Source organism: Streptomyces griseus, assembly GCF_900460065.1.
Lineage (GTDB): Bacteria > Actinomycetota > Actinomycetes > Streptomycetales > Streptomycetaceae > Streptomyces > Streptomyces griseus.
The window spans coordinates 383,837-409,126 of sequence record NZ_UAVD01000028.1; the positions used below are offsets into that span (position 1 = coordinate 383,837).

Sequence of the window (25,290 nt, forward strand, 5' to 3'; positions counted from 1 at the left end):
ACCCCAAGGCGGTTACGTGCACGCCCCGCCCCGCCTATCGTCGAGCCATGTTCGCCGCCTACGCAGCCCGCATCGATCCCGACCAGCCCCTCACCGGCCTGGAGCTGGGCGATCGCCCGGCCCCCGAGGCGCGTCCCGGGTGGAGCACCGTCACCGTCCGGGCCGCCTCCCTCAACCACCACGACCTCTGGTCCCTGCGGGGCGTGGGCCTCTCGCAGGACCGGCTGCCGATGATCCTCGGCTGCGACGCGGCCGGCGTCGACCAGGACGGCAACGAGGTCGTCCTGCACTCCGTCATCGGGCAGTCCGGGCACGGCGTCGGGCCCGACGAGCCGCGCTCCATCCTCACCGAGCGCTACCAGGGCACCTTCGCCGAGCAGGTCACCGTCCCCACCTGGAACGTCCTGCCCAAGCCGAAGGAACTCAGCTTCGCCGAGGCGGCCTGTCTGCCGACCGCCTGGCTCACCGCCTACCGGATGCTGTTCACCAACGCCGGGGTGCGGCCCGGCGATTCCGTGCTCGTCCAGGGCGCCGGCGGCGGGGTCGCCACCGCCGCGATCGTCCTCGGCAAGGCCGCCGGGCTGCGGGTCTTCGCCACCAGCCGGGACAAGGCCAAGCGCGAGCGGGCGGTCGAACTCGGCGCGCTGGAGGCGTACGAGCCCGGCGCCCGGCTTCCGCAGCGGGTGGACGCCGTCATCGAGACCGTGGGGGCCGCCACCTGGTCCCACTCCGTCAAGTCGCTGCGGCCCGGCGGGACCCTCGTCATCTCCGGGGCCACCAGCGGCGACCGGCCCGCCCACGCCGAGCTGACCCGGATCTTCTTCCTGGAGCTGAAGGTCGTCGGCTCCACCATGGGGTCCAGGGACGAGCTGGAGGACCTGCTCGCGTTCTGCGCGACCACCGGGGTGCGCCCGGTCATCGACGAGGTGCTGCCGCTGGACCGGGCCCGGGAGGGGTTCCGGCGGCTGGAGTCGGGTGACCTGTTCGGGAAGATCGTGCTCACTCCCTAGGACCGACGGGAACTTCTCCGTTCCGCATACTTGAACAAGTCTCAGCTTTGCTGGTGAGATGCCGCCCATGCGAATGGGCAGAGCACTCATGGCAGTTGTCGTCGCGTCCGTGCTCGCGGCGGGGGCCCTCGCCCCCGCCGCCTCGGCGCGCCCCGCACCCGTCTCCCCCTCCTCGGCCTCGTCCCCGTCCCCGTACGAACGCGCCATCCCGCCCCTCACCGACGACCGCGGGCGCACCCTCACCCTGCGCGGCTGGAACGTCGAGGACAAGGCGAACCGCGGCGAGGACGCCCTCAGCGCCATCACCGAACGGCACTTCCGCGACCTGCGGGCCCGCGGCTTCAACTTCGCCCGGCTGCTGGTCTTCTGGGACGACCTGGAGCCCCGGCGCGGCCAGTACAGCGCGCGCTACCTCGCCAGGATCGAGCGCATCCTGGACTGGGCGCACCAGCACCGCGTCCACGTCCTCATCGACGCCCACCAGGACGTCTTCGGGCCCGCGTTCGGCCACCGGGGCATCCCGGAATGGGCCACCAGGACCGACGGGCTGCCGTTCACCCCGAACCCCGACGACTGGTTCTCCGAGTATTTCCAGCCCGCCGTGCAGCGGGCCTTCACCCACCTCTACGAGGACCCCGACCTCCAGCGCGCCCAGGCCGCCATGTGGCAGGTCCTCGCCGACCGTTTCGGCCGCCACCCCGCCGTCATCGGCTACGACCTCATCAACGAGCCCATGGGGGAGCTGAAGGAGGGCGAGGACCTGCCGGCCGCCGCCCGCCGCATCGAGGCCGAGCACCTCACGCCCCTGTACAACCGGCTCGCCCGGGCCGTCCGGGCGAAGGACCGTACCACCTGGATCTTCGTCGAGCCGACCCCCATCGTCGGGGAGGGCGTCCCCACCGGGCTGGGGCGCATCGAGGACCGGCGGACCGTGTACGCCCCGCACTTCTACAACACCGCCATGGAGGCGGGCGCGGACTACGATCCCTCGGCCGGCTGGATCGAGGCGTACGAGGCCGCCATCACCGCCTACCCGGCCCGCCACCGGATGCCCGTGGTCGTGGGGGAGTGGGGGCCGCTCAACAACGCCCTTCCCAACATGGGCCGCTTCTACCGCGAGGCCGTCGACTCCCTGAACCGCTACAGCTCCGGCTGGGCGGGATACGTCTGGTGCTACGGCGGCGGCTACTGCGCCGTCGACGCGCAGGGCCGCTTCCGTACGAACAAGGAGCGGACGGCCACCCCGTACGCCCCGGCCGTCGCGGGGGCCGTCCGATCCGAGGCGTACGACGCGGACACCCGCTCCTACCGCCTCGCCTACCGTGCCGCCGCCCGCCCCGGGGCGACGGAGCTGTCCCTCCCGCCGTCGCCCCGGGGCTGGCGTGTCTCCGTCACCGGCCCGGCGCTGGTCACCGGCGGCCCCGGCGCGCCGTCGCGCGGCGGATGGCCGGTCGTACGGGCGTGGCCCGGGAGCGAGGTGGTGGTGACCGTGCGGGAGGGTGGCCCGTATGGACGAACTGACCACCCCTGAAGGGTTCCTGCTGCGCCCCTGGGAGGCCGCCGACGTCTCGGCGGTGCTCCGCGCCTTCGCCCCGGCCGAGATGGACCGGCAGACGGACCGCCCGGTGTCCGACCGGCCCGGGGCGCTGGCCTGGATCGCGGACCGCACGCGTGAACGAGGGGCGCGCACCGGCTACTCCTGGGCGGTCGCGGGGGAGGACGGTGTCGCCCTCGGCTGTGTCGCGGTCGGCGCCGTCAACCTCGCCCACGGCACCGGCTGGGTCTCCTACTGGACCACGGAGGAGGCGCGCGGCCGGGGTGTCGCCCCGGCCGGTGTGCGGGCGTTGGCGCGCTGGGCCTTCGACGAGCTCGGGCTGTACCGGCTGGAGCTGGGCCACCGCACCGACAACCCGGCCTCCTGCCGGGTCGCGACCCGGTGCGGATTCGTTCCCGAGGGCGTCGAGCGGGCCAAGCTGCGCTATGGCGACGTCCGGTACGACGTCGAGCGGCATGCCCGCCTGGCCGACGATGATGTCAACTTTGATTGACGAGGAGGTTATGTCAATGTAGGTTGACACCATGACCGAAGCAACGGATCTGGCCGCACGTGCCGGTGACCGCGACCCGCGCGTCGGGCTGCGGGCGGTGGCCGCGCTGCGGCGGCTGCTGGAGCAGCTCGAAGCCGTACAAGTCAGAAGTGCCCGCGTCCAGGGCTGGTCGTGGCAGGAGATCGCCGCCGAGCTGGGCGTCAGCAGGCAGGCCGTGCACAAGAAGTACGGGAGGCGTTGATGTTCGAGCGATTCACCCGAGGGGCCCGCGCCACCGTGAAGGGCGCGGTGGCCCGGGCCGAGCGCGTCGGAGCCGACTCGGTGACCGAGGAACACCTGCTGTACGCCCTGCTGGAACAGGAGGGCGGCCGGGCCGCGTTCGCCGCCACCGCGCTCGGCCTCCCCGACCGCCGCGCCTCCCTGGACGCCGCCTTCGCCGAGGCCCGCCGCCGCGGTGGCCTGACCAAGGCCGACACCGACGCCCTCGCCGACATCGGGATCGACATCGGCGCGATCGTCTCCCGGGTCGAATCGGCCCACGGCGAGGGAGCCCTGGCCGCCGACCGGGGTGGCCGCCGGTGGTGGTCGGGGCACCGTGCGTTCACCCCGGGCGCGAAGGCCGTCCTGGAGAACTCCCTGCGGGTCGCCCTGGGGCGCGGCGACCGCTTCATTGGCGAGGAACACCTGCTCCTCGCCCTCACGGCGAAGCCCGGAGTCGTCGCCGACGTCCTCGCCGAGCACGGCGCGACCTACGCGACCGTGCACCGCGCGCTGTACGGCCCCGACGCCGACGGGGGGCAGGGACACGCGAAGGCCGGGTGAACCGGGTGCGCCGAACGGGGCCCGAGCAGGCGAGCAGGGGCCCGGAGGGGGCGGGGCGGTCGTCCGGCGTCGGACGACCGCCCCGCCCCCGCGGAGCCGAGCCGGCTCAGGCCTTCCGCTCGTCCTCCGGCGTCAGCAGGGCCTCGATCCGCGCCGTCGCCGCCCCCAGGTGGCGGCGGGCCTCCGCGAGCTGGGCCTCCGTCACCCCGTGATCGCGGGCCGTGTCCCGGATGCCGTCGCGGAAACGGTCCAGCAGGCGGTCCAGGTCGCGCACCGGGTCTCCGGTGCCCGGCACGCCCTCGGCCCAGTCGAAGCCGTCGTCGGGGGCCGGGGCGGCCGGGGCGGAGTCCGCTCCGGGCTTGCCGAACGGGGGCCAGGCGCCGGAGCGCGCGAAACCGCCCAGCTGGCCGGTGATCTCCGCGAGGCCCTCCCGCACGCCCGAGGGCCAATCGCCCCGTGCGAAGTGCTCCTGGACCTGGCGGGCGGCGGTCTGCATCTGCTCGTGCGCCCTCTCCTGGGCCTCCCTGGCCTGGCGGCGGGCCTGCTGGGCGTCCTCGCGGGCGCGCCGCGACTCGTCCTTCGCCCGGCGCGCCTGCTCCTTCCACACCTGCTTGGCCCGGTTCAGCTCCTCCTTCGCCGTGCGCCACGTCTCGCTCTCGCCGAGGTCGCCCAGCCGCCCGAAGTCACCGAAGTCACCGAAGTCGTCGAAGGGGGAGGACGGTTCGTCCTTCGCCCGGCCCTTGCCGCTTCCGGCCCCGGCCCCGGCCTTCGCGCCCTGCCGGGACTCGGACGCGGCCGCCCGCATGTCGCTGCGGAGCCGGCCGGCCGCCCCCCGTACGTCGTCGCGTATCTCGGCGGCCAGCTCGGAGACCGAGTCGCGGATCTCCAGCTCCAGGTCGGCCAGCTCGCCGCCCCGGCCGGCCAGCTCCTCGCGCCCCGCGTCGGTGATCGAGTAGACCTTGCGGCCGCCCTCGGTGGCGTGGGTGACCAGACCCTCGGCCTCCAGCTTGGCCAGCCGGGGGTAGACCGTGCCAGCGGACGGGGCGTACAGCCCCTGGAAGCGCTCCTCCAGCAGGCGGATGACCTCGTAGCCGTGGCGGGGGGCCTCGTCCAGGAGCTTGAGGAGGTACAGCCGCAGACGGCCGTGGGCGAATACGGGAGGCATGTCAGAGAACCTTTCCGGTCGGCTCGGCGGCGTACGCGTCGTCCTCGGCGGGTGGCCTGCGCAGCAGGGCGATCGAACCGGACACGGTCGTCGCCCGCAGGGTCCCCGTCCCGGCGCCCAGCGTGCCGGTGATCTTCTTCGTGCCCCACTGCCCGCCGACCCGCAGGCCCTCGAAGGCGTTGGAGACGGTCCCGCTCGCGGTGTTCGCCTCGACCCTGGCGTCGGCCGGGTGCGGCAGCCGGATCGCGATCTCGCCGGTCACCGTGGCCAGCCGGATGTCCGTGGGCCGCCCGGACGGGTCGACGTCCAGCACCATGGCGCCGCTGACCGACTCGGCCCGGACCGAGGTCCCCGCCCCGTCGACCACCGTCAGATCGCCGGACACGGAGTGGAAGCGCAGGTCCCCCGTGACCCCCTGGGCCTCCAGGCTGCCCGACACGGACTCCCCGCGCACCGCGCCGGTCAGCCCGACGAGCGTGGAGTCGCCGGTGATGCCGCGGACCTCCGTACGGCCGCTGATGCCGGAGACGACGGCCCCGGCGCCGATCACGCCGACCTCCACCGAGGAGGCGGCCGGCACGACGAGCGTGACCACGGCACTGCGGCGGCGGTTCTTGGGGTCGAACCAGCGCAGGAGGTCCTGCCAGGGCAGGTCCTCGTAGGCCACGGTCAGCCGGCCGTCCTCCTGGGTCACGATCAGCGGCGGGCCCTCGATCGCGGAGATCTCCAGCCGGGCTTCCGGCTCGTCGGTCCCGACCACGTTGACCGTGCCGTCCACGACGCGCACGTGGAGCGCCGTCACCGGATCCTCGAAAGCGAGCTTCCTCGGCTCGGCGATGGTCCATGTCGACACAGGCATGGATGTGACCTCCCGGGAAGCGTGGCAACGCAACATATCGCGTCTCGTCCAGAACACGATATATCGCGGATGGGCGTTGTCAAAGGGGATCGGGAGGGAGGGGCGTCGGGGTAAACGAGCGCAAAAATGATCAGACATGGGCAAATTGCCCTAGCGTGTGATTCATGAACGCGACATCCACCGGGGCCCTCCTGCTGTGCCGGGCCGACCCCGAGACCGTAAGGCCGCTCGCCCACCTGCTGCGCGAGCAGATGCTGCTGGCCCGCGCGGGGGAGGAGTGGAGCGTGCTCGTCCCGGAGGGCAAACCCTGGAACGGGGGCGCCGAGCAGGACCCCGAGCCGGTGGACCGGATCCTCGGCGGCTGGGCCACCGCGCTCGCGGTCGGCTCCACCTGGCCGGTGCTCGCCCTGTGGTGGGACGCCGACCGGGCCGGATTCACGCTCGCCGCCGGATTCCGCCGGCCGGTGGGCTACATCTGGCTCACCGACGGCACCCCGGTGGGCGAGGACGAGGCCCTGCGCACCTTCGCGGTCCGGCTCGGCCTCGACCCGGTGCTGGACGTGCAGGCGCTGGAGGAGCTGACCCGCCCGGATCCGGACGCCGACGCGGACGCCCGGCTGCGAGGACTGCTCGCGGTCCTCACCCGCACCGGGCTGACCCTGCCCACCGGACTCTCACCGGGCGAGAGCGCCGACCGGCTGCGCAGCGTCGCCGCGGTGCAGCGCGAGGTGGATCGCGTCGAGTGGGCCGGCTGGCGCGATGCCGTACGCGTCGAACTGGACGCGGTCGAGAGCAGCAGGATCGGCCCGTGGGTACGCGGCCCCCGCGCCCGCGCCGTCGCCGCCGCCCAGCTCGCGGCCGGGCTCCCGCTCCTGCTCTGGGGCGCCCGTCGCCGCAGCGGCGGGTGGGCGGCGGCCGGAGCGGTGCTGCTGGCGCAGGGCGTGCTGGGGCTCGTCTACGAACGGGCCAGGGCGGGCGCGGACGCCTCCTGAGCCGTGCGGGTCACGCGTCCTCGTCGTCCTCGTCGTCCAGCCGGGCCAGCCAGGTGGCGAGGCGCTCGACCGGCACCTCGAAGTCGGGGTTGAGATCGACGAACGTCCGCAGCTGCTCGGCGAGCCACTCGAAGGTGACCTCCTCCTCGCCGCGCCGCTTCTCCAGTTCCTCGATGCCACGGTCCGTGAAGTACATGCGCACAGGATATCGAGGCCCGGACGCCCTCCGGGACGCCGGGCGCACCGAGAACGCCGGGGCCCGGCCCCGCGACAAGCGCGGAACCGGGCCCCGGTGACGTACGGGCGGCCCGTGCGGCCGCCGTGTGGTCCTAGGCCTCGAAGACCTCGTTGACCAGCTGCGTCTGCTCCGCCTGGTGGCGCTTGGCCGAGCCGACCGCCGGGGACGAGCCGTGCGGCCGCGAGATGCGGCGCAGGCGCTCGCCGTGCGGCACGTCCGAGCCGACCGCGAGGTCCAGGTGGTCGATCAGGTTGAGCGCGATGAACGGCCACGCACCCTGGTTCGCCGGCTCCTCCTGGGCCCACAGGTACTTCTCGGCGTTCGGGTACTTCGCGATCTCGGCCTGGATCTCCGCACCCGGCAGCGGGTACAGGCGCTCCAGCCGGATGATCGCCGTCTCCGTGTCGCCGCGCTTCTCCCGCTCGGCGTCCAGGTCGTAGAACAGCTTGCCCGCGCAGAAGACGACCTTGCGGACGTTCTCCGGCTTGACCGACGTGTCGCCGATCACCGGGCGGAAGCCGCCGGTGGTGAACTCCTCGATGGACGAGGCCGCGGCCTTCAGACGCAGCATCGACTTCGGGGTGAAGACGATCAGCGGCTTGTGGTGCGGGTTGTGCACCTGCCAGCGCAGCAGGTGGAAGTAGTTCGACGGCAGGGTCGGCATCGCGACCGTCATGTTGTCCTGCGCGCACATCTGGAGGAAGCGCTCGGGGCGGGCGGAGCTGTGGTCCGGGCCCTGGCCCTCGTAGCCGTGCGGCAGCAGGAGCGTGACGCCGGAGGTCTGGCCCCACTTCTGCTCGGCCGAGGAGATGAACTCGTCCACGACGGTCTGCGCGCCGTTGACGAAGTCACCGAACTGGGCCTCCCAGATGACCAGCGACTCCGGACGGGCCAGCGAGTAGCCGTACTCGAAGCCCATCGCCGCGTACTCCGAGAGCAGCGAGTCGTAGACGTTGTACCGGGCCTGGTCGTCGGCCAGGTACAGCAGCGGGGTGTAGTCCTCGCCGGTGACCTGGTCGACCAGGACCGCGTGGCGCTGGCCGAACGTGCCGCGGCGGGTGTCCTGGCCGGCGAGCCGGACCGGGGTGCCCTCCATCAGCAGCGAACCGATGGCCAGAGTCTCGCCCATGCCCCAGTCGATCGTGGCGTTGTCCACCGAGGCCGCGCGACGCTGCATCTGCGGCATCAGGCGGGGGTGGACGGTGATCGACTCGGGGATGTTGACCTGCGACTCGGCGATCCGCTTGACGACCTCGGCCGAGACGGCCGTCTCCACGGCCACCGGGAACGCGGCCTGCGGCTCCGGGACGTGCGGGGCGGCGGGCTGCGAGGTGGCCTCGCGGACCTCGGCGAACACCTTCTCCAGCTGACCCTGGAAGTCCTGGAGCGCCTGCTCCGCCTCTTCCAGCGTGATGTCGCCGCGGCCGATGAGGGACTCGGTGTACAGCTTGCGCACCGAGCGCTTCTTGTCGACCAGGGTGTACATCTGCGGGTTGGTGAACTCCGGGTTGTCGGTCTCGTTGTGACCGCGGCGCCGGTAGCAGATGAGGTCGATCACGACGTCCTTGTTGAACGCCTGCCGGAACTCGAAGGCGAGCCGCGCGACGCGGACCACGGCCTCCGGGTCGTCGCCGTTGACGTGGATGATCGGCGCCTCGATCATGCGCGCCACGTCGGTGGCGTACATCGAGGAGCGCGAGGACTCCGGGGCGGCGGTGAAGCCGACCTGGTTGTTGATCACCACGTGCACGGTGCCGCCGGTGCGGTAGCCGCGCAGCTGCGACATGTTGAGCGTCTCGGCGACGACGCCCTGGCCGGCGAAGGCCGCGTCGCCGTGGAGCGCGACCGGCAGGACCGTGAAGTCCGTGCCGCCCTTGTTGATGATGTCCTGCTTGGCGCGGGCGATGCCCTCCAGGACCGGGTCGACCGCCTCCAGGTGCGAGGGGTTGGCGGCCAGCGAGACCTTGATCTGCTCGCCGTCCAGACCGGTGAAGGTGCCCTCGGCGCCCAGGTGGTACTTGACGTCGCCGGAGCCGTGCATCGAGCGCGGGTCGAGGTTGCCCTCGAACTCGCGGAAGATCTGCGCGTACGACTTGCCGACGATGTTCGCCAGGACGTTCAGCCGGCCGCGGTGGGCCATGCCGATGACGACCTCGTCGAGGCGGGCCTCGGCGGCGGAGTCGATGACCGCGTCGAGCAGCGGGATGACGGACTCGCCGCCCTCCAGCGAGAAGCGCTTCTGGCCGACGTACTTCGTCTGCAGGAACGTCTCGAACGCCTCGGCCGCGTTCAGCCGGCGCAGGATGCGCAGCTGCTCCTCGCGCTCGGGCTTCGGACGCGCGCGCTCGACGCGGTCCTGGAGCCACTTGCGCTGGCTCGGGTCCTGGATGTGCATGAACTCGATGCCGGTGGTGCGGCAGTACGACTCGCGCAGCACGCCGAGGATGTCGCGGAGCTTCATCATCGTCTTGCCGGCGAACCCGCCGACCGCGAAGTCCCGCTCCAGATCCCACAGGGTGAGGCCGTGCTCGGTGATGTCCAGGTCGGGGTGCTTGCGCTGGTGGTACTCCAGCGGGTCGGTGTCGGCCATGACGTGGCCGCGGACCCGGTAGGAGTGGATCAGCTCGAAGACCCGCGCGGCCTTGGTGACGTCGTCGTCGTGCGAGGCGTCGATGTCCTTGAGCCAGCGGACCGGCTCGTAGGGGATCCGCAGCGCCTTGAAGATCTCGTCGTAGAACTCGTTCTCGCCGAGCAGCAGCTGGGAGAGGACCCGCAGGAACTCGCCGGAGGCGGCGCCCTGGATGACCCGGTGGTCGTAGGTCGACGTGAGCGTCATGACCTTCGAGATGCCGAGCTTGTTCAGGGTGTCCTGGGACGTGCCCTGGAACTCCGCCGGGTAGTCCATCGCGCCGACGCCCATGATGAGGCCCTGACCGGGCATCAGGCGCGGCACCGAGTGGACGGTGCCGATGCCGCCGGGGTTGGTCAGCGAGGCGGTGACGCCGGTGAAGTCGTCCATGCCGAGCTTGCCGATGCGGGCGCGCCGGACGATGTCCTCGTACGCCTGCCAGAACTCGAAGAAGTTGAGCGTCTCGGCCTTCTTGATGGCCGCGACGACCAGCTGGCGGTCGCCGTTCGGCTTCACCAGGTCGATGGCCAGACCCAGGTTGACGTGCTCCGGCTTGACCAGCGTCGGCTTGCCGTCCTTCTCCGCGAAGGAGTAGTTCATCGACGGCATGGCCTTGAGGGCCTGCACCATCGCGTACCCGATGAGGTGCGTGAAGGAGATCTTCCCGCCGCGGGCGCGCTTGAGGTGGTTGTTGATGACGATGCGGTTGTCGAAGAGCAGCTTCACCGGGACCGCGCGGACGGAGGTGGCCGTCGGCAGCTCCAGCGAGGCGTTCATGTTCTTCGCGACGGCCGCCGAGGGGCCGCGCAGCGTCACGTACTCCGGGCCGGCCGGCGCCTCGGTGGACTCGTCCGCCTTGGGCTTCGCCTTGGCGGGCGCGGCGGCGGGCTTGGCCGCCGCGGGCTTCGCCGGAGCCGCCGGGGCGGCCTTCGCCGGGGCCGGCTGCGCGGGAGCCGCCGGAGCGGCCGCGGGCGCGGCCTTCGCCGGAGCCGGGGCGGCCGCCGGAGCGGACGCGGCCGGGGCGGCGGGCGCCCCGGTCACCGGTGCGACGCCGGGAACGGGCTTGTCCGCCGTGCCGGAGGCACCCGGCTTGTAGTCGGCGAAGAAGTCCCACCAGGCGCGATCGACCGAACTGGGATCCTGGAGGTACTGCTGGTAGATCTCGTCGACGAGCCATTCATTGGCGCCGAACGCGGCGGCCGGGTTCGTGCCCGGGCCGGCTTGATCGGTCGAGATGCTCGAGTTACTGGGGGACTGAGACGACACGGCGGCAACCGCCCTCTTCCGCTTCACAAGGTGATGGACAGCGGAAATCAAGGCTACGCCCCCCGAACCGTTCCTTGCAGGCCGGGCCGGTGCTTCGTCGTGCACATCACATCGGAAGGCGGGTTTCGGCGCAGGAAATGGCGGGAAACAAGCGAGGTTCCACTGCACTTCGGGTACGCGGGACCGAGGATACGGCCATCGACCGCGTCCCCTTGAGGCCCCTTGCTGGCAGGACACGGATGAACGTGCCCTTCCGGTTCGACCCTATGTCAACCGCGCCGTCAACCGCGCGGCTCGGGGATTCCCGGGAGCGTGACCTGGATGCGGCAGCCCTTCGAGGATTCGGCCACCCCGATCCGGCCGCCGTGCAGATCGACCGCCCAACGGGCGATGGCCAGCCCCAGCCCCGTACCGCCGTCGCTCCCCGGACCCTGCGGCGAGGGCGCCTTGCCCCGGTTGAAGCGCTCGAACACCCGGTGGCGCTCCGCCTCCGGGATGCCGGGCCCCTCGTCGACGACCTCCAGCTCCAGCGACTCGGGAGCGTCCCCGCGCCGCGCGAGCACCGTCACCCGGCCGTGCGGCGGGCTGTGCTTGACGGCGTTGTCGATCAGGTTGGCGACCACCTGGTGCAGCCGCTCCGCGTCCGCGTGCGCGGTGAGGTCCGGCGGCGAGACGTCCAGGTGCAGGTGGACGTCCGTACGGGAGTGATTGCCCGAACCCGAGGAGAGGCGCCGGTGCGAGGCGGCGAGGTTGGCCTCTTTCAGTACGCCCGAGAGATAGGGCCAGACCTCGAAACGGCGGGCCTTGAGCGCCACCACCCCGTTGTCCAGCCGCGACAGGTCCAGCAGCGTCTCGACGAGCCGGCCGAGCCGTTCCGTCTGCTTCAGGGCCGTGCGCATCGTCTCCGGATCGGCGGCGGACACCCCGTCGACCACGTTCTCCAGCACGGCTCTCAGCGCCGCGATGGGGGTGCGCAGCTCATGGCTGACGTTGGCGACCAGCTCTTTTCGATGGAGGTCCTCCGCCTCCAGGTCGTCCGCCATGCGGTTGATCGTCTGCGCCAGGTCCCCCAGCTCGTCCCGCCGCCCGGCGCCGCTCACCCGGCGCGTGTAGTCGCCGTGCGAGATGGACCGGGCCACCGCTCTCATCTCGTCCAGCGGCGCGGTCAGACCGTGCGCCACGAACTGGGTGATCAGCAGTGTGGCGATCACCGAGAACACCGTGATGAAGCGGAACTCCGTCCGGGTCCGCAACGCGACGATCAGCAGCCCCGTGGTGATGAACACCGACACCACGACGAGCGTGCCGAGCTTGGCCTTGATGGAGAAGGGCCGCAGTCCGGACCCTGGCCGCGTCATGGCGCGGGGGTCTCCAGGGCGTAGCCCACGCCGTGCACGGTACGGATCCGCTCCGCGCCGATCTTCCGGCGCAGCGCCTTGATGTGGCTGTCGACCGTGCGGGTGCCCGAGGCGTCCGCCCAGTCCCACACCTCGGCCAGCAGCTGCTCACGGGAGAGCACCGCCCGCGGGGTGTTGGCCAGGCAGACCAGGAGATCGAACTCGGTCGGCGTGAGGTGGACGTCCTCGGCCCGGACCCGGACCCGGCGCTGCGCGTGGTCGATCTCCAGCTCACCCAGACGCAGTATCCCGCTCCGCGGGGTGACGGCGGCCAGCGCGGCCCGCTCCACCCGGCGCAGCAGCACGTGCACCCGGGCGGCCAGCTCCCGCATGGAGAACGGCTTGGTCATGTAGTCGTCCGCGCCGACCCCGAGCCCGACCAGCATGTCGGTCTCGTCGTCCCGCGCGGTGAGCATCATCACCGGTACCGGGCGCTGCGCCTGTACCCGGCGGCAGACCTCCAGGCCGTCGAAGCCGGGAAGCATGATGTCGAGCACCATCAGGTCGGGCTGCCAGGCCTCGGCCGCGTCCACGGCCGCGGGGCCGTCCAGCGCGGTCTGCACCAGGAAGCCCTCCGCCCGCAGCCGGGCGGAGATGGCGTCGACGATCGTGGGGTCGTCCTCGACCACCAGCACCCGGCGCTGAGCTCCCGGGGTGGCCGCGACGCCGTTGTGGGTGGTGTGTGTCTGTTCCATCGCCCCGCCCCTGCCCGTTCTCGCGGGAGCCATTCCCCCGGAGGCACGGTCTTCGCTCGTGGATTTCGGTGGGTGATCCCGTGTGCCGGTCAGCAGCGTAAAGGCAGCGGAGGCCTCCCGGCTACGCAGGGTGTTGCCCCGGACGTGCCCGTTCGCGCCGGACGGGCGGCCGGATCGCCGGGCTTGTGCCGGTTGACCCGTGCCACGTCCGGTCCGCGCGTACCGGGGCGTGGCTCAGATCGTCCGGAGTGCGAGATGGACCACGTCGGGCACACCTCGGGCAACGGCCACCTCTTCCGTCCTAACCCCGCTGAACCCGGCATTCCGCAATGCCTGTTCGAAGGCCGGCGACGGTTGCGCCGACCAGACGGCGAGCACGCCGCCCGGGGTCAGCCGGTCGTGGCAGTGCGCCAGACCGGCGGGGGAGTAGAGGCTTCCGTTGTCCTCCGTGACGGTCCAGTCCGGCCCGTTGTCGATGTCCAGACACAGGGCGTCGTAACGCTCCGTGGTGGTACGGAGGTGGGCGACGAGATCCGCGTGGAGGATCCCGGTCCGGGGGTCGGCCAGCGCCGGCCCGGAGATCCGGTCCAGCGGCCCGGCCAGGTGCCAGTCCACGATCGCCTGCTCCCGCTCCACGACCACGATGCGGCCCCAGCGCTCCTCCTCGGCGGCGCGGACCAGCGAGAACCCGACGCCCAGGCCGCCGATCAGCACCGAGGGACCGGTCCGCGCGGCGGGCAGGGCGGCCAGCGCGGCGTCGATCAGCAGCCGCTCGGAGCGCCCGTCGGCGGTGTCCATCAGGAAGCAGCCGTTGGCGATGATCTCGAAGTGCTCCCCGCGCTCCCGCAGCACGACCTCGCCGAACGGCCCCTCGCGCCGGTCGAGGACGACGGGGGCGCCGCCGGGGCGCGTCGGCATCGGGTCGGGGGCGGGCGTCGCACCCGTCGCGGGCATCGCGGGCATCGTGTGGCTCTCCGGTCTCCGGTCGTAGCGGTCGGTGTTCGCCATCCTGTCCCGCGCCGGGGAGGAAGGCCAGCGAGTTCCCCCTCCCGGGGCGGGCCCGGGGGTGGGAACAACGGCCCGCCCCGCGTCGCTGCCGTAGAGGCGGCCCCGAAGGCCGGAAAGCGTCTGATCGCTCAGAGCGAACAAGCGATGGGGAACATTCGGCGGCTCAGGAGCATTGAGTCGACATAGCTCAACTTGCCTGCCGAAGGGGAGATCATGACTAACGAGTCCGAGGCGTTCACACCGATCGACCTGCCCGTGCTGCCGCTCGACGACGAGGTCGTCCTGCCCGGCATGGTGGTGCCGCTCGACCTGTCCGACACCGAGGTGCGCGCCGCCGTCGAGGCCGCGCAGGCCGCGGCCCGCCCCGGCGGCAAGCCCCAGGTGCTGCTGGTCCCGCGGATCGACGGCACGTACACGGGGACCGGTGTCCTCGGCGTCGTCGAGCAGGTCGGACGCCTGTCGGACGGCGACCCGGGCGCACTCATCCGGGCCCGTGACCGGGTCCGCATCGGCGCCGGTACCAGCGGCCCCGGCCGGGCGCTCTGGGTCGAGGGGACCGTGCTGGAGACCGCCGCCCCCGACCCCCTGCCCGGGTCCGCCGCCGAGCTGGTCAAGGAGTACAAGGCGCTCGCCACCAGCTGGCTGAAGAAGCGCGGCGCCTGGCAGGTCGTGGACCGGGTCCAGCAGATCGACGACCTCTCCGCGCTCGCCGACAACTCCGGATACTCTCCGTTCCTCACCACCGCCCAGAAGGTCCAGCTCCTGGAGACCGTGGACCCGATCGCCCGGCTGAAGCTCGCCATCCAGTGGCTGAGCGAGCACCTCGCCGAGCAGGACGTGGCCGAATCCATCGCCAAGGACGTCCAGGAGGGCGTCGACAAGCAGCAGCGCGAGTTCCTGCTGCGCCGCCAGCTCGACGCGGTGCGCAAGGAGCTCTCCGAGCTCAACGGCGACCCGGAGGACGAGTCCGACGACTACCGGGCCCGTGTCGAGGCCGCCGACCTCCCCGAGCACGTCCGCGAGGCCGCGCTCAAGGAGGTCGAGAAGCTGGAGCGGGCCAGCGACCAGTCGCCCGAGGGCTCCTGGATCCGCACCTGGCTGGACACCGTCCTCGAACTGCCCTGGACCGAGCGGACCGAGGACGCCTACGACATCCGCGGCGCCCAGGAGGTCCTGGACGCCGAGCACGCCGGCCTCGCCGACGTGAAGGAGCGCATCACCGAGTACCTCGCGGTGCGCAAGCGCCGCGCCGACCGGGGCCTCGGCGTCGTCGGCGGGCGGCGCGGCGGTGCGGTCCTGGCCCTCGTCGGCCCGCCCGGCGTCGGCAAGACCTCGCTCGGCGAGTCCGTCGCGCACGCCATGGGCCGCAAGTTCGTCCGCGTCGCGCTCGGCGGCGTCCGGGACGAGGCGGAGATCCGCGGCCACCGGCGTACGTACGTGGGCGCGCTCCCCGGCCGGATCGTGCGGGCCGTCAAGGAGGCCGGTTCGATGAACCCGGTCGTCCTGCTCGACGAGATCGACAAGGTCGGCTCCGACTTCCGGGGCGACCCGGCCGCCGCCCTCCTCGAAGTCCTCGACCCGGCCCAGAACCACACCTTCCGCGACCACTACCTGGAGGTCGAGCTCGACCTCAGCGACGTGGTCTTCCTGGCCACCGCCAACGTGCTCGAAGCCATCCCGGAGGCCCTGCTCGACCGCATGGAGCTGGTCCGCCTCGACGGCTACACCGAGGACGAGAAGGTCGTCATCGCCCGGGACCACCTGCTCCCGCGCCAGCTGGAGCGGGCCGGCCTGGAGAAGGACGAGGTGGCCCTGGAGGAGTCCGCCCTGCGCAAGCTGGCCGGCGAGTACACCCGCGAGGCGGGCGTACGGAACCTGGAGCGGTCGGTCGCCCGGCTGCTCCGCAAGGTCGCGGCCCAGCACGAGCTGGGCGACCGCGAGCTGCCGTTCACGGTGACCGACGCCGATCTGCGCGGCCTCATCGGCCGTCCGCACCACGTGCCCGAGTCCGCCCAGGACCCGGCCGGGCGCCGCACCGCCGTGCCGGGCGTGGCCACCGGACTCGCGGTGACCGGTGCGGGTGGAGACGTCCTCTTCGTCGAGGCGTCGCTCGCCGACCCGGAGACCGGGGCGTCCGGACTGACCCTGACCGGTCAGCTCGGGGACGTCATGAAGGAGTCGGCGCAGATCGCGCTGAGCTTCCTGCGGTCGCACGGCGCCGAGCTGGAGCTGCCGGTCGCGGACCTCAAGGACCGGGGGGTGCACATCCACTTCCCGGCGGGCGCGGTCCCCAAGGACGGTCCGAGCGCCGGCATCACGCTGACGACCGCCCTGGCCTCGCTGCTCTCGGGACGCCTCGTCCGCACGGATGTGGCGATGACCGGTGAGGTGTCGCTGACCGGACGGGTGCTGCCGATCGGCGGCCTCAAGCAGAAGCTGCTGGCCGCCCACCGCGCGGGCATCACCACCGTGGTGATCCCCCAGCGCAACGAGGCCGACCTGGACGACGTCCCGGCCGAGGTGCTGGAGAAGCTGGACGTCCACCCGGTCACCGACGTCCGCCAAGTGCTGGAGATCGCCCTCGCCCCGGCCACGGCCCCGGCCGGAAGGGTCCCGGCCGCGGCCTGAGTGCCGTACGCCGGCGAACGGCCCGCTCCCCGAGTCGACGGGGGGCGGGCCGTTCCGTGTGCCGTACGTACCGGTCAGGGGCGGTAGATCGTGCCCGGCTCCGGCACGGCGGGAGCCATCAGCTCCGGGACGGTCACGAAGGTGTAGCCGTCCTTCTGGAGCGCGTCGATGATCCCGGGCACGGCGGGCACGGTGCCCTTGTAGATGTCGTGCAGCAGGATGATGCCGTCCTTGCCCGCCTGGTCCAGGATCCGCTTCTCGATCAGCGCGGAGTCGTTCGTCGAGTAGTCCTTGGCGGTGGCGCTCCACAGGACCTGGGAGAGCCCCAGGTCCTTGCTGATGTCCGAGACGGTGTCGTCGGTGCGGCCCTGCGGCGGGCGCATCAGGGTGGGCTGCTTGCCGGTGATCTTCTCGATGGCCAGCTGGGTCTTCTCCAGCTCGGCGCGTATCGCGTCCGGCTTCTGGTCGGTCAGGACCTTGTGCGTCCAGGTGTGGTTGGCGACCTCGTGGCCCTCGTCCGCGATGCGCCGCACCACCTCGGGGTACTTGACGACGTGGTGCTTGCCCAGCAGGAAGAAGGTGGCGTGCACCTTCTTCTCCTTGAGGATGTCCAGCAGCCGCGGAGTGTCCTTGCCCGGACCCGCGTCGAAGGTCAGGGCGATGCACTTGGCCTTGCGGCAGTCCGCCGGCCCGAAGGAGCCCTTGGCGTCGGACGCCGCCTCCCCGCGTGCCGAGCCCGGCGCCGTGGTGTCCATGGAGCAGCCGCTCAACGTCAGTGTGAGCGCCGTCACCAGGGCCGCGGTCAACCCCATCGTGGACGACGGCATCTTTCTGGGCACGACACATCACTCCTCTGCGCGGGGAAATCCCGCACAGGTGTGCGGTACACCGAGGACTATACATCGTGCGTATACATGCGGTGCATAGTGGGGGATCCGCCCGCGGGGAGCCCCGGTGACCTGGGGTGCGGTCGCCGGGGCGGGTCGAGCGGTCGGTGCGGGGTCAGCCGTTGGCCAGCGCCTGTACGCGGTCGAGGGCGCCGTTGAAGCGGTTGTGGTCGCCGACCGTCGGGCCGGTCGAGGTGTACTGCCACATGGTGTGGAAGCCCCAGCCGGCGGGCAGCTCGCCGACGGTCGTGTTGTACCGGGCGACCCACAGCGGGTTGGTGGCGCCGAAGCCCGCGTTGTTGCCGGTGCAGTCCTTCCACCAGCTGGTCGCGGTGTAGATCACCGCGTCCCGGCCGGTGCGCGCGCGGTAGGTGTTCGTGAAGTCGCGGATCCAGTTGACCATCGCCGCCTGGCTGAGGCCGTAGCACTGGGCGCCGTACGGATTCCACTCGATGTCGAGCACGCCCGGCAGGGTCTTCCCGTCCCGCGACCAGCCGCCCCCGTTGTCCACGAAGTAGTGCGCCTGCGCGGCGCCGCTCGTCGTGTTCGGGGTGGCGAAGTGGTACGCGCCGCGGATCATGCCGACGCCGTACGAACCGTTGTACTGCTGCCCGAAGTAGGGGTTCTTGTAGTAGGTCCCCTCGGTGGCCTTCACGTAGGCCCACTTCACCCCGCTGTTCCACAGCGTCGCCCAGGCCACGTTGCCCTGGTGGCTGCTGACGTCCACGCCCTCGGTCTGGGCGGCCCGGGAGTCGCGCGGCAGGCCGCCCTGTCCGTCGTGCTCGATGACGCCCTGGCCCATCCTGGCGGTGCCGCGCGCGGGGGCGTCGCCGGACGGGGCCGCGGCGCCGGCCGCGCCGGGCAGGGTCAGGAGGAGGGCGAGGGCGGCCAGGAGCGTCCCCGCGGCGGCGAGGCGAGGGCGGCGGGGCGTGCGGGGCGGAGCGGATCTGTGCACAGGCATGAGCGTGCCTCCGAGGTGGGTGGGGCCGGGAGGAGCATGGGTGCGGGCGCGGGGTGCCGGGACGGGGCGCACTCATGACATGGTGTGTCCATGTCATGAATACCGTCGTCGCTGACGCTACGCACGTAGACCCGGGGTGCGGAAGGGGGCCAGGCCGCCGCCGTTGGTCTACTCCTGCGAAATACTGGCCGAACTGCGGCGTTGACCGGTCGCGGAAGAAACTTTCATCGGCAGGAAACCGTACGAGGGGTACTGACGTGCGCGGGAACGACAGCGGGCCGGAGCCGGGCGCTACGGACGGAAGTGGTGTGGACCACGAATTTCTCTCGCTGGAGCGTGAGTTGGCCGTGTTCCTGCGCCGGGCGCGCGCCACCTCGGGAGACATGGCCCGCGAGGTCCACCCCGAACTGGAGCCGGCCGCCTACGGCCTGCTCGTCCGCCTGGAGGAGGCGGGCCGTCAGCGGGCCACGGAGCTGGCCGCCTACTTCGGCGTCGGCAAGGCCACCATGAGCCGCCAGCTGCACTCCCTGGAGAACCTCGGGCTGGTGGCCCGCGAACCCGACCCGGCCGACGGGCGGGCCTGGCTCGTCCACCTCACCGACGACGGCCTGGCCCGCTTCCGCAGCGTCCGGGACGCCCGCCGGGGACGCTACGTGCGCAAACTGGCCGACTGGGACCGGGCCGAGGTCGCCGAACTGGCCCGGCTCCTGCACCAGCTGAACGCCCGCGCCGAGAGCTGAGCCCGCCCGCCGTCGGCCTCAGTCCAGCTCCACCAGGAGCGCGGTGGCGTCGTCGTGCGTCTTGCCGCGCCGCAGCCGTACGCGCCCGGCCGCCGCGTCGGCGTCCTCCAGCTCCCGCACCCGGTCGATCAGCCCCCGGGGCCCGGCCTTCCGCAGCAGCCCGAGCACGTCCGTCCAGTCGCCCTCGCCGAACACCTCCGTCCAGCGGGTCGCGCCGTCCGTGAGCGCGGCGAGCGCCCGGACGTCGGCCGCCGGGGTGCTGCCCGTCACCGCGCGCGCTGCTACTGAGGGGTCGGCGGCTGCGGTGAAGAAGCCGCCCTCCTTGTTGCGCACCGTGGAATCGGCGATCTCGTTCGAGGCGAGCGAGCCCGGCGGCAGCCGGTCCAGCCGGTCGTCGAGGACCGCCCGGACCGCACCGTCGGGGGACTCCAGCAACAGGGCCGAGTCGGAGAGCACCAGGTGCTCGATCGCGCGTTCGTCCCAACGCGCCAGAACCACGGTCGCCTGAGGCGTACGCACGTGAGAAAGGTCACAGGTGACTCGATGCGTGTCGGCTGTACGGGAGATGGCCTCGGCCAGGACCTCGGTCAGGGTCAGGTCGGGGCGGGAACCGGACAGTTCCACCAGCGCGCCGCCCAGCCGTGCGGTGAACCACGGGACCGAGTGCACACAACCGTCGTCCCCCGGCGGCGGGGTGACGCCGTCGAGCAGCACCAGGACACCTCCCTGGCCGGACGCGGGCAGGACCCCGGAGACCCAGTCCTCGTTGGGGCGTTCGGGGCTTCCGGGCGCGGTGGCGAGTTCGATGCGCATGCCGCCAGTCTGCACGAGCCCTTCACCATCTCCGCACGCGACCGGAAATGGCCTGTACCAGCAGGTCAACGAGGGCGCGCGGGGTGGAGGGGGCGGCTCCGGACCGATGCGGGCGGGCATCCTGCCAAAGGCGGAGCGGAACTTCCACCCCGCGGCCCACGCATGGTCAGGGGCGCACCGGGGGAGACTTGTTCGCCAACTCCAGAGTGATGTTCACTCCTTCGAGTGGCGGAGCGGTTGATGCGCGCCCCCCTCTCAAAAGCGCTGGAATGGTCAGAAGCCGTACCAGGAGCGGGGCGCCCTTCCACGTGACCGTGCGTCACCTCTGCTTCAAGGGTGGACGAGTCAAGATTGCGAGCACCGGTGCAGAAGAAGCGGCCGCGGAGCAAGGGCACGACGCGCGACGGTTCCGGGGCGACGCCTCCGGCACCCGGCGCGGACAAGCGGACCGTGCGGGTGCGCAGCCGACTGGTGGCCGGAGTGGCGGTCGTCGGCGTCATCGTCGTGGCGGCGGGCGCCCCCGCCGTGTTCGGGGCCTCCGCCGATCTGACCGAGTCCCAGCGGCTGGTCACCCTCGCCGAGCTGAACCAGCAGGCGGTCACCCTCGGGCACTCCCTCGCCGACGAGCGTGACGCGATCACCGCGTACATCGCCGACGGCCGGGACGAGAAGGCCGACGACAGCGCCGACGCGAAGAACCGCGCCGCCCGCACCACCCGCGTCGACCAGCAGATCGACGAGATCCACGAGGCGGCCCCCGCGGCCCTGCGCCGCGACCTCTCGACGGTCCCCTCGCTCCGCCGTGAAGCGCTGACCGGCAAGGGCTCCGCCCTGGAGGCGCACCAGGCGTACTCCGACGTCATCGCCAAGCTGCGCGGCATCGCCGCCGAACTGGCGGAGAAGACCCCGCCGCGCGCCGCCGACGCCACCCGGGCCCCGCTCACCCTCGGAGGCGCGTCCGAACAGGCCTCCGCCACCCGCGGGCTCCTCCTCGCCGCGCTCGCCGTGCCGAGCCCCGAGCCGACGACCCCGCAGACGGACCCCTTCACCGGGCTGCCCGTGCAGACCCAGGACGAGGACGACACCCGGGCCGGCCGCGAACGCGACGAGCTGAGCGCCGCCGCCCAGCAGGCCCGCGTCCGGGAGCTCGCGGCGCTGGCCGACTTCGACCAGGCGGCGGACCCGGAGGCCCGCGACAAGCTCGCCGCCACCGTCACCGGGTCCCAGGTCAACGACGCGGAGAAGTACCTCACCCGCCTCACCGACCGCCCCGAGCTCTCGGAGGCGGAGCGCGGGATCAGCCCCAAGAAGCTGGAGGCCGCGCTCTCCGCCCGCGTCGACCGGATGCGCAGCGTCGAGTCGGCCCTGACCACCGGCCAGGTCCAGCATCTGGAGGGCCTCCGCGACGACGACGTCACCGCCCTCGAACTGAGCATCGCCCTGCTCGGTGGCTGCTTCCTGCTCGCCGTCGGCGTCTCCACGGCCGTCGCCCGCACCCTCACCCAGCCGCTCGCCGTCCTGCGTATCGGCGCCGCGCGCCTCGCCGAGGACCCCGAGGGCGCCGAACCGGTCCGCTACACCGGCCGCAACGACGAGTTCGCCCAGGTCGTCCGGTCGATGAACGCCCTGCACGGCAGGCTCGCCGGCCTCCACCAGGACCTCGGCGGACGGGTCGGGAGCCTCACCGACGAACGGTCCAAGCTGATCGCGGGCCGCGAGGCCCTCGTCGCCGAGCGGGCCGAACTCCAGAAGAAGACCACCGAGCTGGCCACCCAGCTGGAGCAGCTGCGGAACACCGTCAACCACACCTTCGTCAACCTCTCCCTGCGCACCCTCGGACTGGTCGAGCGGCAGCTCGGCGTCATCGAGGGCCTGGAGGAGCGCGAGCAGGACCCGGAGCGGCTGGCCACCCTGTTCAAGCTGGACCACATGGCCACGGTCATGCGCCGCCACAGCGAGAACATGCTGGTCCTCGCCGGGGCCGAGCACGGCCACGGGCACGCCGGACCGATCCCGCTGGTCGACGTGGCGCGCGCGGCCGTCAGCGAGATCGAGCGGTACGAGCGGGTCACCATCCAGTCCCTGCCGCCGCACGCCCAGATCGCCGGATTCGCCGCCGACGACCTCAGCCACCTCCTCGCCGAACTGCTGGAGAACGCGACCTCCTTCTCGCCGCCCGACTCCCAGGTCGAGCTCTCCGGCTGGCTGCTGGAGAGCGGCGAGGTGATGCTCTCCGTGTCGGACGCGGGCATCGGCATGTCGACGGTCCGGATGGGCGAACTCAATGCCAGGCTGGCCGACCCGGCCTCGTTCGAGCCGGGGGAGCGGCACATCGACATGACCGGGGCCGGACTCGGCCTCCAGGTCACGTCGTTGCTGGCCGCCCGGCACGGAGTGCGGGTCCAGTTGCGCGAGCAGAAGGGGAGTGGTGTGACGGCCGTCGTCGTTCTGCCGAGCGCCCTGCTGCCCAACTCCCTGCCCGCCGCCTCGCCGCCCGCCGTGCAGCTTCCCGGCGACGCGCCCACGCTCAACCTGCCGGGCTCGGTCGCCGAGGCGAACTCCAACGCCCTCCCCAGCCGTTCACCGCTGGCGCCCCCGGCGTCCGGGCCCGAGACGCCGACGGAGCCGACGCCTGCAGCGACACCGGCTCCGGAGCCCGGGGCGGCCCCGGACGCGGAAGCGGAGAGCGCCCCCGAGAGGGCCGGCGAGCCCCTGCCCGCCGACCCGCTGATCGTCGCCGCCGAGCGGACGATCCGCGAGAACGCGGCGGCCGAGGACACCGCAGCCGACGAGCGCCCGGAAGCCTCCGCCGTACCGCCGCGGGAGCAGGAGCAGGAGCAGGAGGCGCGGCGATCGGCCGCCGAGGCCGGAACGGACGTCGGGCCCGAAGCGGCGGACGAGGACGGGCCCGGAACCGAGGACCGGCCCGGAGCCGGAGCCGAGTCGGACTCCGAGATCACCCTTCAGGTCCGCCTCCCGAAGCCTCCCCCGGCCCCCGCCGACCCGGTGGCCCCCACGGCTCCGGACGCCCCGGCGACAGGGGGCGCCCCGGCCGGGCCCGGCACCGCCGACCCGTACGCGATCGGCCCCGACCGCCACGAGCGCCCGGCCGAGGACGGCCCCGGGGGCCAGGACCCGGACGGACCCGCGTTCCGCCCCGCGCCCCACGCCGAGGCGGCCCCGGCCCCCGCGGACACCGTCCCCGGCCCCCGCCGCCCCGAGGCGGCGCGAATCACCGACAAGGGGCTGCCGAAGCGCACGCCCAAGGTGGTCCGGCCCGACGCGACACCCGCCCCCGGGCGCACCGGCAGCCTCGACCGGGACGCCCTGCGCCGCCGGCTCGGCAGCTTCCACCAGGCGGCCAAGGAGGGCCGGCGCGACGTCGAGGCGGAGATCGCCGAGACCGGCGGCATCACCGTCGCCGACCCCGGAGGCGTACCCACCGGGCGTACGGGGCACGAGACCACCACCGCGCCCACCCCAGGCGCCGCACAGGACGCACGCAACGCAAGGACCGCACGGACCGCAGAGACCGGCGGCCGGGCGGACGGCCGGAACGAAGAGACGGGGGACACAGTCGAGGAGGCACGCAGTTGACTGCGCCCAGCACATTCGGGCTGAGTAACGAAGCCCGGAACCTTCACTGGTTGCTGAGCAATCTCGTGGAGGAGGTGCCAGGGGTCCACTCGGTCACCGTCGTCTCGTCCGACGGCCTGATGCTGCTCTCCTCCGACCCCGGCCATCTGACCGCGAAGGCGGCCGGACCGGCCGCCGGGAAGCCGGACGGACCCAAGGGCTCCAGCGCCGACCTGGCCACGATCGTCTCCGGCATCGGTTCGCTGACCGTCGGAGCCGCGAAGCTGATGGACGGCGGCGGCGTCAAACAGACCATGGTCGCCATGGACGAGGGCAGCGTCTTCGTCATGTCGATCAGCGACGGCTCGCTCCTCGGCGTCCACGCCGCCCCGGACTGCGACATGAGCGTCGTCGCCTACCACATGGCCCTCTTCGTCGGCCGGGCCGGACACGTACTCACCCCCGAACTCCGCAGTGAGCTGCGCACATCGATGGAGAGCGCCCTGTGACCACCGCCGCCGCAGAACCCGCCCCCCGGCTCCCCGTCCGCGGGGCCGACAAACGCCCCGCCCGGGTCCGCCCGTACTCCCTCACCGGCGGTCGCACCCGGTTCGGGCACGTCCTGCTGGTCGAGACGTTCGTCGCGGCCCTCGAAGCACCCGACGAGCGCCGTGAGCTCACCAACGGCAACCTCGCCTCCCGGGTGATGCCGGAGCTCCGCGCCATCGTCGAACTCTGCCGCCGGATGCGTACGGTCGCGGAGATCTCGGCCCTGTTGAAGATGCCGCTCGGAGTCGTCCGGGTGCTGCTCAGCGACTTGGCCGACCAGGGAAAGATCCGCGTGTACGGAACCGGCCACGGCGCCGGCCAGCCCGACCGCGCACTGCTCGAAAGGGTTCTCAATGGACTCCGCCGTCTCTGAGGCGCCGCTTTTCGCCCCGCGCCAGCCGGGGCCCCGGGAACAGGCCGAGGAGTCCATCCAGGCCTGGCAGCTCGACCACACCCGCGCGCCCACCGCCACCAAGATCGTGGTGGCGGGCGGATTCGGCGTCGGCAAGACGACGTTCGTCGGCTCGGTCTCCGAGATCACACCGCTCCAGACCGAAGCGCTGATGACCCAGGCCAGCGAGGAGACCGACGACCTCTCCGCGACGCCCGAGAAGACCACCACCACGGTGGCCATGGACTTCGGCCGGCTCACGCTGGAGGACGACCTCGTCCTCTACGTCTTCGGCACCCCCGGCCAGCAGCGCTTCTGGTTCATGTGGGACGACCTGGTGCGCGGGGCGATCGGCGCGGTCGTCCTCGCCGACACCCGGCGGCTGGAGGACTGCTTCCCCGCGCTCGACTACTTCGAGAGCTGCGGGCTGCCGTACATCGTGGCCGTCAACCACTTCGAGGGGACACCCGGTTACGAGGCGGAGGACGTCAGGGAGGCCCTGACCGTACCCCCGCAGGTCCCGATAGTGATCATGGACGCTCGTAACAGGATCACGGTCGTCGAGTCGCTGCTGGCCCTGGTGGGCCACGCTCTCGACGCCACCCCCGCCTGAGGG

The 25,290-nt window shown here is 72.3% G+C and carries 22 protein-coding genes; 12 read left to right on the forward strand and 10 right to left on the reverse strand.

The window, feature by feature from the left end; genetic code table 11:
- The first annotated feature begins 47 nt into the window (after positions 1-47).
- From DTB53_RS19520 to DTB53_RS19540, 5 genes are all read left to right on the forward strand, one after another.
- Positions 48-1,010, forward strand: a complete 963-nt coding sequence (locus tag DTB53_RS19520) for a zinc-binding dehydrogenase (RefSeq protein ID WP_012379069.1) — start codon at positions 48-50, stop codon at positions 1,008-1,010.
- 88 nt (positions 1,011-1,098) lie between these two features.
- Positions 1,099-2,541, forward strand: a complete 1,443-nt coding sequence (locus DTB53_RS19525; RefSeq protein WP_042496125.1) for a cellulase family glycosylhydrolase — start codon at positions 1,099-1,101, stop codon at positions 2,539-2,541.
- The gene (locus DTB53_RS19530; RefSeq protein WP_012379067.1) at positions 2,519-3,058 is read left to right on the forward strand and encodes a GNAT family N-acetyltransferase; all 540 of its coding nucleotides are present in this window, start codon (positions 2,519-2,521) and stop codon (positions 3,056-3,058) included. Before DTB53_RS19525 ends, DTB53_RS19530 begins: the two co-directional genes overlap by 23 nt.
- Positions 3,059-3,089: 31 nt before the next feature.
- Complete coding sequence (locus DTB53_RS19535; RefSeq protein WP_006127526.1) at positions 3,090-3,299, forward strand: sigma factor-like helix-turn-helix DNA-binding protein; 210 nt, start codon at positions 3,090-3,092, stop codon at positions 3,297-3,299.
- The gene (locus tag DTB53_RS19540; RefSeq protein WP_012379066.1) at positions 3,299-3,880 is read left to right on the forward strand and encodes a Clp protease N-terminal domain-containing protein; all 582 of its coding nucleotides are present in this window, start codon (positions 3,299-3,301) and stop codon (positions 3,878-3,880) included. The genes DTB53_RS19535 and DTB53_RS19540 overlap by 1 nt, the downstream gene beginning before the upstream one ends.
- Positions 3,881-3,986: 106 nt before the next feature.
- Here the strand turns inward: DTB53_RS19540 and DTB53_RS19545 are convergent, their stop codons facing one another.
- Entirely contained in the window at positions 3,987-5,045 is a 1,059-nt protein-coding gene (locus DTB53_RS19545; RefSeq protein ID WP_012379065.1) for a PadR family transcriptional regulator, read from the reverse strand.
- A gap of 1 nt (position 5,046) precedes the next feature.
- Positions 5,047-5,904, reverse strand: coding sequence for a DUF4097 family beta strand repeat-containing protein (locus tag DTB53_RS19550; protein ID WP_042496121.1), 858 nt, complete (start codon positions 5,902-5,904; stop codon positions 5,047-5,049).
- 164 nt (positions 5,905-6,068) lie between these two features.
- Between DTB53_RS19550 and DTB53_RS19555 the strand changes: the two genes are divergently transcribed.
- Positions 6,069-6,896: a hypothetical protein gene (locus DTB53_RS19555; protein ID WP_012379063.1), complete on the forward strand. Its 828-nt coding sequence runs from the start codon at positions 6,069-6,071 to the stop codon at positions 6,894-6,896.
- A gap of 10 nt (positions 6,897-6,906) precedes the next feature.
- Here DTB53_RS19555 and DTB53_RS19560 read toward each other — a convergent pair whose 3' ends face one another.
- The 5 genes from DTB53_RS19560 to DTB53_RS19585 form a co-directional block, all read right to left on the reverse strand.
- Positions 6,907-7,092 carry a DUF6104 family protein gene (locus DTB53_RS19560; RefSeq protein ID WP_003966321.1) on the reverse strand — a complete coding sequence of 62 codons (186 nt, stop codon included), beginning with the start codon at positions 7,090-7,092 and terminating at the stop codon, positions 6,907-6,909.
- Between the two features lie 133 nt (positions 7,093-7,225).
- Positions 7,226-11,029, reverse strand: coding sequence for a multifunctional oxoglutarate decarboxylase/oxoglutarate dehydrogenase thiamine pyrophosphate-binding subunit/dihydrolipoyllysine-residue succinyltransferase subunit (locus tag DTB53_RS19565; RefSeq protein WP_012379062.1), 3,804 nt, complete (start codon positions 11,027-11,029; stop codon positions 7,226-7,228).
- Between the two features lie 281 nt (positions 11,030-11,310).
- Positions 11,311-12,387, reverse strand: coding sequence for a HAMP domain-containing sensor histidine kinase (locus DTB53_RS19575; protein ID WP_003966318.1), 1,077 nt, complete (start codon positions 12,385-12,387; stop codon positions 11,311-11,313).
- Entirely contained in the window at positions 12,384-13,121 is a 738-nt protein-coding gene (locus DTB53_RS19580) for a response regulator transcription factor (RefSeq protein WP_003966317.1), read from the reverse strand. Before DTB53_RS19580 ends, DTB53_RS19575 begins: the two co-directional genes overlap by 4 nt.
- 234 nt (positions 13,122-13,355) lie before the next feature.
- Positions 13,356-14,039: a spermidine synthase family protein gene (locus DTB53_RS19585; protein ID WP_012379061.1), complete on the reverse strand. Its 684-nt coding sequence runs from the start codon at positions 14,037-14,039 to the stop codon at positions 13,356-13,358.
- A 303-nt stretch (positions 14,040-14,342) separates the two neighbouring features.
- On the opposite strand from DTB53_RS19585, the gene lon reads away from it, so the two are divergent.
- Positions 14,343-16,757, forward strand: coding sequence for an endopeptidase La (gene lon / locus DTB53_RS19590; protein WP_030702779.1), 2,415 nt, complete (start codon positions 14,343-14,345; stop codon positions 16,755-16,757).
- 74 nt (positions 16,758-16,831) lie between these two features.
- Here lon and DTB53_RS19595 read toward each other — a convergent pair whose 3' ends face one another.
- Together DTB53_RS19595 and DTB53_RS19600 are read right to left on the reverse strand one after the other, a co-directional pair.
- On the reverse strand, positions 16,832-17,584 hold the full coding sequence (locus DTB53_RS19595) for a polysaccharide deacetylase family protein (protein WP_172595276.1): 753 nt from the start codon (positions 17,582-17,584) through the stop codon (positions 16,832-16,834).
- Positions 17,585-17,759: 175 nt separating this feature from the next.
- Positions 17,760-18,605 carry a lysozyme gene (locus DTB53_RS19600; protein WP_012379059.1) on the reverse strand — a complete coding sequence of 282 codons (846 nt, stop codon included), beginning with the start codon at positions 18,603-18,605 and terminating at the stop codon, positions 17,760-17,762.
- Between the two features lie 257 nt (positions 18,606-18,862).
- On the opposite strand from DTB53_RS19600, the gene DTB53_RS19605 reads away from it, so the two are divergent.
- On the forward strand, positions 18,863-19,345 hold the full coding sequence (locus DTB53_RS19605; protein ID WP_003966312.1) for a MarR family winged helix-turn-helix transcriptional regulator: 483 nt from the start codon (positions 18,863-18,865) through the stop codon (positions 19,343-19,345).
- Between the two features lie 18 nt (positions 19,346-19,363).
- On the opposite strand, the gene DTB53_RS19610 is transcribed toward DTB53_RS19605, so the two are convergent.
- A complete protein-coding gene (locus tag DTB53_RS19610; protein WP_012379058.1) occupies positions 19,364-20,158 on the reverse strand; it encodes a protein phosphatase 2C domain-containing protein in 795 nt (264 codons plus the stop codon).
- 363 nt (positions 20,159-20,521) lie between these two features.
- Between DTB53_RS19610 and DTB53_RS19615 the strand changes: the two genes are divergently transcribed.
- From DTB53_RS19615 to DTB53_RS19630, 4 genes are read left to right on the forward strand one after another with little or no spacing between them, the layout of a single operon-like run.
- Positions 20,522-23,755: a sensor histidine kinase gene (locus DTB53_RS19615; RefSeq protein WP_042496119.1), complete on the forward strand. Its 3,234-nt coding sequence runs from the start codon at positions 20,522-20,524 to the stop codon at positions 23,753-23,755.
- Positions 23,752-24,243 (forward strand): roadblock/LC7 domain-containing protein, encoded by a 492-nt coding sequence (locus tag DTB53_RS19620; protein ID WP_003966309.1) that lies wholly within the window; start codon positions 23,752-23,754, stop codon positions 24,241-24,243. The genes DTB53_RS19615 and DTB53_RS19620 overlap by 4 nt, the downstream gene beginning before the upstream one ends.
- Entirely contained in the window at positions 24,240-24,656 is a 417-nt protein-coding gene (locus DTB53_RS19625) for a DUF742 domain-containing protein (protein WP_003966308.1), read from the forward strand. Before DTB53_RS19620 ends, DTB53_RS19625 begins: the two co-directional genes overlap by 4 nt.
- The gene (locus DTB53_RS19630; protein WP_003966307.1) at positions 24,637-25,287 is read left to right on the forward strand and encodes a GTP-binding protein; all 651 of its coding nucleotides are present in this window, start codon (positions 24,637-24,639) and stop codon (positions 25,285-25,287) included. Before DTB53_RS19625 ends, DTB53_RS19630 begins: the two co-directional genes overlap by 20 nt.
- The last annotated feature ends 3 nt before the right edge of the window (positions 25,288-25,290 follow it).